Genomic DNA, 6,475 nt, shown 5'->3' with positions numbered 1-6,475 from the left:
GATCCTTGACAACTCGACAGTGTGTCGACCCGCGGAGTTGCCGATCCGTGGAGCTAAGGAGAATTGAACTCCTGACCAGGGGCCCGCACGCCGGACGGCGTGCGGGCCCCTCCGCGTGTCCGCGCCCGGCTCCTCCCCCTCGGCTTCCCGCTGCTCCCGCTCCGCTGACGGCTGCTCCCGCTCCGCTTACGGCTGCTCCCGGCCGAGCCGCAGCACCTCCGCCGCCCCGAACGTCTCCCCCGCCGGCCGCTCCGCGTAGTGCGGGGTGAGCAGCGCGTCCAGTTCGTCGTGGCTGAAGGTCTCCTGCTTGCTGTCGAACTTCGCACGCACCCGCGGCCGTTCGACGACGGCCACCATGCCGCCGTGCACGACGAGCAGCTGGCCGTTGATCCGGGAGGCGGCCGGCGACGCCAAGTAGCCGACGAGCGGGGCGACATGCTCGGGGGCGAGCGGGTCGAGGCCGCCGTCGGCCGGGCGGGCGAGCCCGGCGAAGACGTCCTCGGTCATCCGGGTACGGGCGCGCGGGCAGATCACGTTCGCGGTCACGCCGTACCTGGCGAGCGCGAGCGCCGTCGAGGTGGTCAGCCCGACGATTCCGCCCTTCGCGGCGGCGTAGTTGGGCTGCCCCGCGGATCCGGCGAGGAACGCCTCCGACGAGGTGTTGACGATCCGCCCGTACACCGGCGCGCCGGTCGCCTTGGACCGCTCCCGCCAGTGCGCCGCGGCGAAGCGGGTGGTGTTGAAGTGCCCCTTGAGGTGGACCCGGATCACCGAGTCCCACTCGTCCTCGGTCATGGAGAAGACCATGCGGTCGCGCAGGATGCCCGCGTTGTTGACCAGGATGTCGAGACGGCCGTACTCGGCGATCACCGACTCGACCATCTCGCGGGCCTGGGCGAAGTCGGACACGTCTCCGGTGTGGGCCAGCGCCGTGCCGCCCGCGGCGCGGATCTCGGCGGCGACCTGCTCGGCGGGGCCCGCGGAGGCGCTCCCCGAGCCGTCCCGGCCCGGCTGCCCGTAGTCGTTGACGACGACGGCCGCGCCGAGCCGGGCGAGTTCCAGCGCCTCGGCGCGGCCCAGGCCCCGGCCGGCTCCGGTGACCAGGGCGGACATTCCTTGCAGTGGCAGCGACACGGACACTCCCCTCATCCCGGCATCCCCGTCAGATCTCGACGCACGTGCGCAGCGCGGTGCCCGTGCGCATCTGCTCGATGGCCTCGTCGATCCGGGCGAGCGGCACCCGGTGCGTGATCAGGCCCTCGAGGTCGACGCGGCCCGCCCGCCACAGGGCGATGGTCCGCTCGTAGGAGCGCAGGATGTCGCCGCCGCCGTACATCGAGGGCAGGATGCGCTTCTCGTCGAAGAACAGCTCGAACATGTTGAGCTGGAGGAAGTCGTCCATGGCGCCCGCGCCGACCACGACCAGGGTGCCGCCGCGCCGGGTGTTCTCGTACGCCGTGCGGGCGGTGGCGGACCTGCCGACGACCTCGAAGACGTAGTCGAAGCCCTCGCCGCCGGTGACCTGCTGCCTGACGTCGGCCAGTTCGTCCGGCGGCACGGCCCGCGTGGCGCCGAACCGCAGCGCGGCCGCACGGCGCGAGGCGACCGGGTCCACGGCGACGATCTCGGCGGCACCCTTCAGCCGCGCCCCCTGGACGGCGCAGACGCCGACGCCGCCGCATCCGATCACGGCGACCGACGAACCGGCCTCCACGTCGGCGGTGTTGAGGGCGGCGCCGAGGCCGGTGGTGACCCCGCAGCCGATCAGCGCGGCGATGTCGAAGGGCACGTCGTCGGGGATCGGCACCGCGCAGCCGGCGTCGACGACGACCTCCTCGGCGAAGGTGCCCGTCCCGGCGAAGCCGAACACGTCACCGGCCGGGCGGCGGAAGTTGGGGGTGCCCGCGTTCATGAACCCGGCCAGGCACAGCTCGGTCTGGCCGCGCCCGCAGGCGGGGCAGCTGCCGCAGGCCGGCAGCCAGCACACGACGACCCGGTCGCCGGGCTTGACGTGGCCGACGCCCTCGCCGACCTCGAGGATCTCGCCCGCGCCCTCGTGCCCGGGCACGAACGGCGCCGGCTGCGGCAGCACCCCGCTCATCGCGGACAGGTCGGAGTGGCACAGCCCCGTGGCGCGCACCCGGATCCTGACCCTGCCGGGCCCGAAGCCCACCGCCTCGACGTCGTCGAGGACCTCCAGCTTGTCCTGGCCGATCTCGTGCAGTACCGCTGCGCGCATGGTGCGGCTCCCCTCAGGTCATCCAGGGTTCACAGGTCATCCGGGGTTCACAGGTCATCCGGGGGTCAGGAGTGTTCGACGATCGTGTCGGCGAGGACGGGGGCGTCCGCCCGCTCGACGGCGGTGACGGTCACCCGTACCCGGCCGGTCTGCCGCCACATGCGGATGCGCAGGGTCTCGCCCGGGTACACGACCCCGGCGAACCGGGTGGCGTACGAGCGCACCCGGCCGGTGTCGCCGCCGAGCAGCGTGTCGACGACCGCCTTGAGCGTCATGCCGTAGGTGCACAGCCCGTGCAGGATGGGGCGCTCGAATCCGGCGTGCTTGGCGAAGTCGGGGTCGGCGTGCAGCGGGTTCCAGTCGCCGCTGAGGCGGTAGAGGAGGGCCTGGTCCTCGCGGACCGGCCGCTCGACGGTCCGGTCGGGCTCGCCCGCGGGCGGCTCCAGCCGGGCGGAGGGACCGCGGTCGCCGCCCCAGCCGCCCTCGCCGCGTACGAAGATCTGGGCGTCGTTGGTCCACAGCGGGCCCTCGGCGTCCGCGGCCTCGGTGCGCAGGACGAGGACGGCCGCCGTGCCCTTGTCGTACACGGCGGCGACCCGGGAGGTGGCGGTGGCGGTGCCCTCCACCGGGATCGGGCGGTGGACGGTGAGTGCCTGGCCGCCGTGCAGGACCCTGGCGAGGTCGACGTCGACGCCCGGCATGGACAGGCCGCCGATCACGCCCGGGGCGCCCGCGCCCGCGACGGTGGCGAAGCTCGGCAGGACGTGCAGCCGTGACTCCAGGGTGTAGCGCAGCTCGGCCGGGTCCGTGGCGGGGACGCCGGCGCCGATGCCGAGGTGGTAGAGCTGGACGTCCTTGCGGTCCCAGGCGATCCCGGCGGAACGGGGTCCGGCGGCGAGGGCCTTGGCTGCGTCGATGGGCATGGGGCTCCTGGAGGTGACGGCGGGAAGACCCCGGTGCGGCCGTCCGCACCGTCGGCCGCACCGGGGTCGCTGCGGGCCGATCTAGAACGCGTTCCAGTCCGGCGCCCTCTGTATAGCCCAGCGTCCCGCAGTTGTGAAGTCTCCTGACGGTGCGTCAGGTCTCGGGGGCGGGCGGGGAGGCCGGGACATTTGTCCCGTGGGAGTCCGTACGGCTGCCCCTGCCGGGCCGGGCGGCCGGTGCGTAGCGTCGTCGGCACGGCCTCGGCTCAGCCGAGGCACGGCCGAGGGGCCCTGCCGTCGTACCGACGCTCCGGGGCCGCCGAACGGAACGGGGAGCAGAGTGATGGACCGGTTTCGCAGGACAGCGTGCGGATTACGCGGGGCCTCCTGCCGAGGGGACCTGAGGGACGCGACGCGGCGGGCCGGCAGGCACCCCGCGCGGCCGGGCGGGCGGGGGCCCGAGGATCCCGGCCCGCCCGCCTCCGGGTTCTCGCTGCTGCCCTGGCTGCTGATGGGGATGGGCGCGTTCTCCAACCTCTTCCAGGGCGAGACCCCCAACCCGTGGATCGGCGGCCTGGGCCTGCTCACCTTCAACTCCCTCTACATCCACGTGGCGTTCCGCTCCTTCGTGAAGGAGACGCGCGCGGCGGTGTCGACGCGGGTGGCACTGACGGTGATGGCGCTGCTGACCTGCGGTCTCGCCATCGGCTACGGCGGCAACTGGCTGCTGTTCTTCCCCCTGCTCGGCCTCGCGACGGGGGCGGCGCTGCGGGGGTCCCGGCTGCGCTGGACGGGCGCGGGCGTCGCCGTCCTCGCGGCGTCGGTCTGCTGCGCCCGCGACGGCTGGAGCGGTCTCGGCATCGCGTACGCCACCTGGATCTCGACGATGGTGACGGCGGCGATCCTGTCCCTGTCGGAGGCGGTACGGGAACTGCGTGCCGCCCGCGAGGAACTGGCCCGGCGCGCGGTCGAGAAGGAGCGGCTGCGGTTCTCCCGCGACCTGCACGACCTGCTCGGGCACACGCTGTCGGTGATCGTGGTGAAGTCGGAGGCGGCGCGGCGGCTCGCGCCGCGGGACCCGGACGGGGCACTCGCGCAGATCACCGACATCGAGTCGGTCGGCCGGCAGGCGCTCACGGAGATCCGCGAGGCGGTGACCGGGTACCGGGAGGGCAGCCTCGCCACGGAACTGGACCGGGCCCGCTCGGTGCTGACGGCGGCCGGTGTCGAGCCCGTGGTCACGCGGTCCGGACCACCGCTCGCCCGGGGGACCGAGGCGCTGCTGGGGTGGGTGGTGCGGGAGGCCGTGACGAACGTCGTACGGCACAGCGGGGCGAGCCGCTGCGAGATCGCCCTCGACGGCACCGCCGAGCGGGTCAGCCTGACGGTCACCGACAACGGCGGCACCCGGGGCGCCGGGACGGCGGGGGCCGGGGGCGCGGGAGGCGTCGGCGGTGCGGTGGACGGGCCGGGTGCCGGCGGGGCTGGGGGTGCCGGGGGTGCCGACGGCATCGGCGGCGCGGGGGGCACGGGGGGTGGCACGGGCCTGAGGGGCCTCGTGGAGCGCCTCACGGTGGCGGGCGGGAGCCTGCGGACGACCGCGTCACCGCACGGCTTCACGATCACCGCGGAACTGCCGGCGGACCCGGCGGAGTCCGCCGAGTCCGCCGAGTCGCCGCCCCTTCCGCCGCGGACGGGGTCGCCGCTGCCGACGGGCACCGGAGCCGGGACGCCGTGACCGCCCGGCGGCCGGCGGCCACCGGCCGGATGACCGCCGGCCAGGTGGGCGGTGGCGGCCGGCCGACCGGCCCGCCGCCCCGCGGCCATGAGCGACACCGAGGCCGCGGGAGACCGGACGGCACGGTCACCGCCGCCGACGGCACCGCGCCCCGGGCGGACGGGCCGGAAGCCGCGTACCGCCCAGGCGGGCCGGGATGTCACGGACCGACCGGGTTGCGGCGCGCCGGACGAGCGGACCGGGTCGTCGCGGCCTCGGCCCGGACAGGCCGAGGCCACAACCGGCCGGACCCGGAGAAACCAGGACCCCCCGGCCGCACAAGCAGACCAGAGCACCACAGACCGGGCCCGCCCCGACCGAGCACCGCGGCCGACGAGCGCAGCCCGGGCCCGGACAGGCCAAGGCCACAACCGGCCGGACCCGGAGAAACCAGGCCCCCCCGGCCGCACAAGCAGACCAGAGCACCACAGACCGGGCCCGCCCCGACCGAGCACCGCGGCCGACGAGCGCAGCCCGCGCCCGGACAGGCCAAGGCCACAACCGGCCGGACCCGGAGAAACCAGGACCCCCCGGCCGCACAAGCAGACCAGAACATCACGGACCGGGCCCGCCCCGACCTAGCACCGCGGCCGACGAGCGCAGCCCGCGCCCGGACAGGCCAAGGCCACAACCGGCCGGACCCGGAGAAGCCAGGACCCCCCGGGCCCACGAGCAGACCGGAGCGTCACGGACCGGGGTCGCCCCGACCGAGCACCGCGGGCGGGGAGCGCAGGCCGGGCCCGGACGGGCCGAGGCCGCACCGGGCGGGCAAGCGGACCCGGGTGCCGCGGACCGCCCCCGCCCCCGGCCGGGGCACAGTCGGCCGGGGGCGGGGGCGCGGGTTCGGACGGGCCGGGGGGTCGCGGGCGCTCTACGCTTGGGCCGTGGACGAGATGCCCCGGGGTCACCGGCCGGGTAAGTGCGTGCGGGTCCTGCTCGCCGAGGACCAGGGAATGATGCGGGGCGCCCTCGCCCTGCTGCTCGGCATGGAGGACGACATCGAGGTCGTCGCCCAGGTCGGGACGGGCGACGCCATCGTGGACGCCGCCCTGCTGCACCGCCCGGACGTGGCCCTGCTGGACATCGAACTGCCCGGCATGAGCGGTCTGGACGCCGCCGCCGCACTGCACGACCAGGTGCCCGACTGCCGGGTGCTGATCCTGACCACCTTCGGCCGTCCCGGCTACCTGCGGCGGGCCATGGAGGCCGGAGCCGCGGGATTCCTGGTCAAGGACGGGCCCGTGGAGGAACTGGCGGCCGCGGTCCGCCGGGTGCTGACCGGCGAGACCGTGATCGACCCCGCGCTGGCCGCGGCGGCGCTGAGCGCCGGGCCCAGCCCGCTCACCCCACGGGAGTGCGACGTCCTCAGGGCGTCCGCGGACGGCGCGACCGTCGCCGACATCGCCGCCCGGCTGCACCTGTCGGAGTCCACCGTCCGCAACTACCTCTCCTCCGCGATCGGCAAGACCGGCACCCGCAACCGCATGGAGGCGATGCGGGAGGCACGGCAGCAGGGCTGGCTGTGAGGGCACGGCC

At 75.3% G+C, this 6,475-nt stretch carries 5 protein-coding genes; 2 read left to right on the top strand and 3 right to left on the bottom strand.

Annotated elements, in window-relative coordinates; translation table 11 throughout:
• Positions 1–186 precede the first annotated feature (186 nt).
• From VKA29_RS31885 to VKA29_RS31875, 3 genes are all read right to left on the bottom strand, one after another.
• A complete protein-coding gene (locus VKA29_RS31885; RefSeq protein WP_324789490.1) occupies positions 187–1,134 on the bottom strand; it encodes a 3-oxoacyl-ACP reductase in 948 nt (315 codons plus the stop codon).
• 28 nt (positions 1,135–1,162) lie between these two features.
• Positions 1,163–2,239, bottom strand: a complete 1,077-nt coding sequence (locus VKA29_RS31880) for a Zn-dependent alcohol dehydrogenase (RefSeq protein WP_324789489.1) — start codon at positions 2,237–2,239, stop codon at positions 1,163–1,165.
• A gap of 65 nt (positions 2,240–2,304) precedes the next feature.
• A complete protein-coding gene (locus VKA29_RS31875; protein WP_324789488.1) occupies positions 2,305–3,162 on the bottom strand; it encodes a MaoC/PaaZ C-terminal domain-containing protein in 858 nt (285 codons plus the stop codon).
• A 343-nt stretch (positions 3,163–3,505) separates the two neighbouring features.
• On the opposite strand from VKA29_RS31875, the gene VKA29_RS31870 reads away from it, so the two are divergent.
• Positions 3,506–4,900 (top strand): sensor histidine kinase, encoded by a 1,395-nt coding sequence (locus tag VKA29_RS31870; protein WP_324789487.1) that lies wholly within the window; start codon positions 3,506–3,508, stop codon positions 4,898–4,900.
• Positions 4,901–5,832: 932 nt separating this feature from the next.
• Positions 5,833–6,465: a response regulator transcription factor gene (locus VKA29_RS31865; protein ID WP_324789495.1), complete on the top strand. Its 633-nt coding sequence runs from the start codon at positions 5,833–5,835 to the stop codon at positions 6,463–6,465.
• The last annotated feature ends 10 nt before the right edge of the window (positions 6,466–6,475 follow it).

Origin of the sequence: Streptomyces sp. H51 (genome assembly GCF_035656535.1) — a bacterium.
GTDB lineage: Bacteria > Actinomycetota > Actinomycetes > Streptomycetales > Streptomycetaceae > Streptomyces.
The sequence above is the reverse complement of the archived record's forward strand: the minus strand, read 5'-3'. Positions and strand labels throughout refer to the sequence as shown.

Bases quoted from the DNA above. Each gene is read 5' to 3' on its own strand.
- VKA29_RS31875 (WP_324789488.1), bottom strand. From the start codon at position 3,162: ATGCCCATCGACGCAGCCAAGGCCCTCGCCGCCGGACCCCGTTCCGCC.
- VKA29_RS31865 (WP_324789495.1), top strand. From the start codon at position 5,833: ATGCCCCGGGGTCACCGGCCGGGTAAGTGCGTGCGGGTCCTGCTCGCC.
- VKA29_RS31880 (WP_324789489.1), bottom strand. From the start codon at position 2,239: ATGCGCGCAGCGGTACTGCACGAGATCGGCCAGGACAAGCTGGAGGTC.
- VKA29_RS31870 (WP_324789487.1), top strand. From the start codon at position 3,506: ATGGACCGGTTTCGCAGGACAGCGTGCGGATTACGCGGGGCCTCCTGC.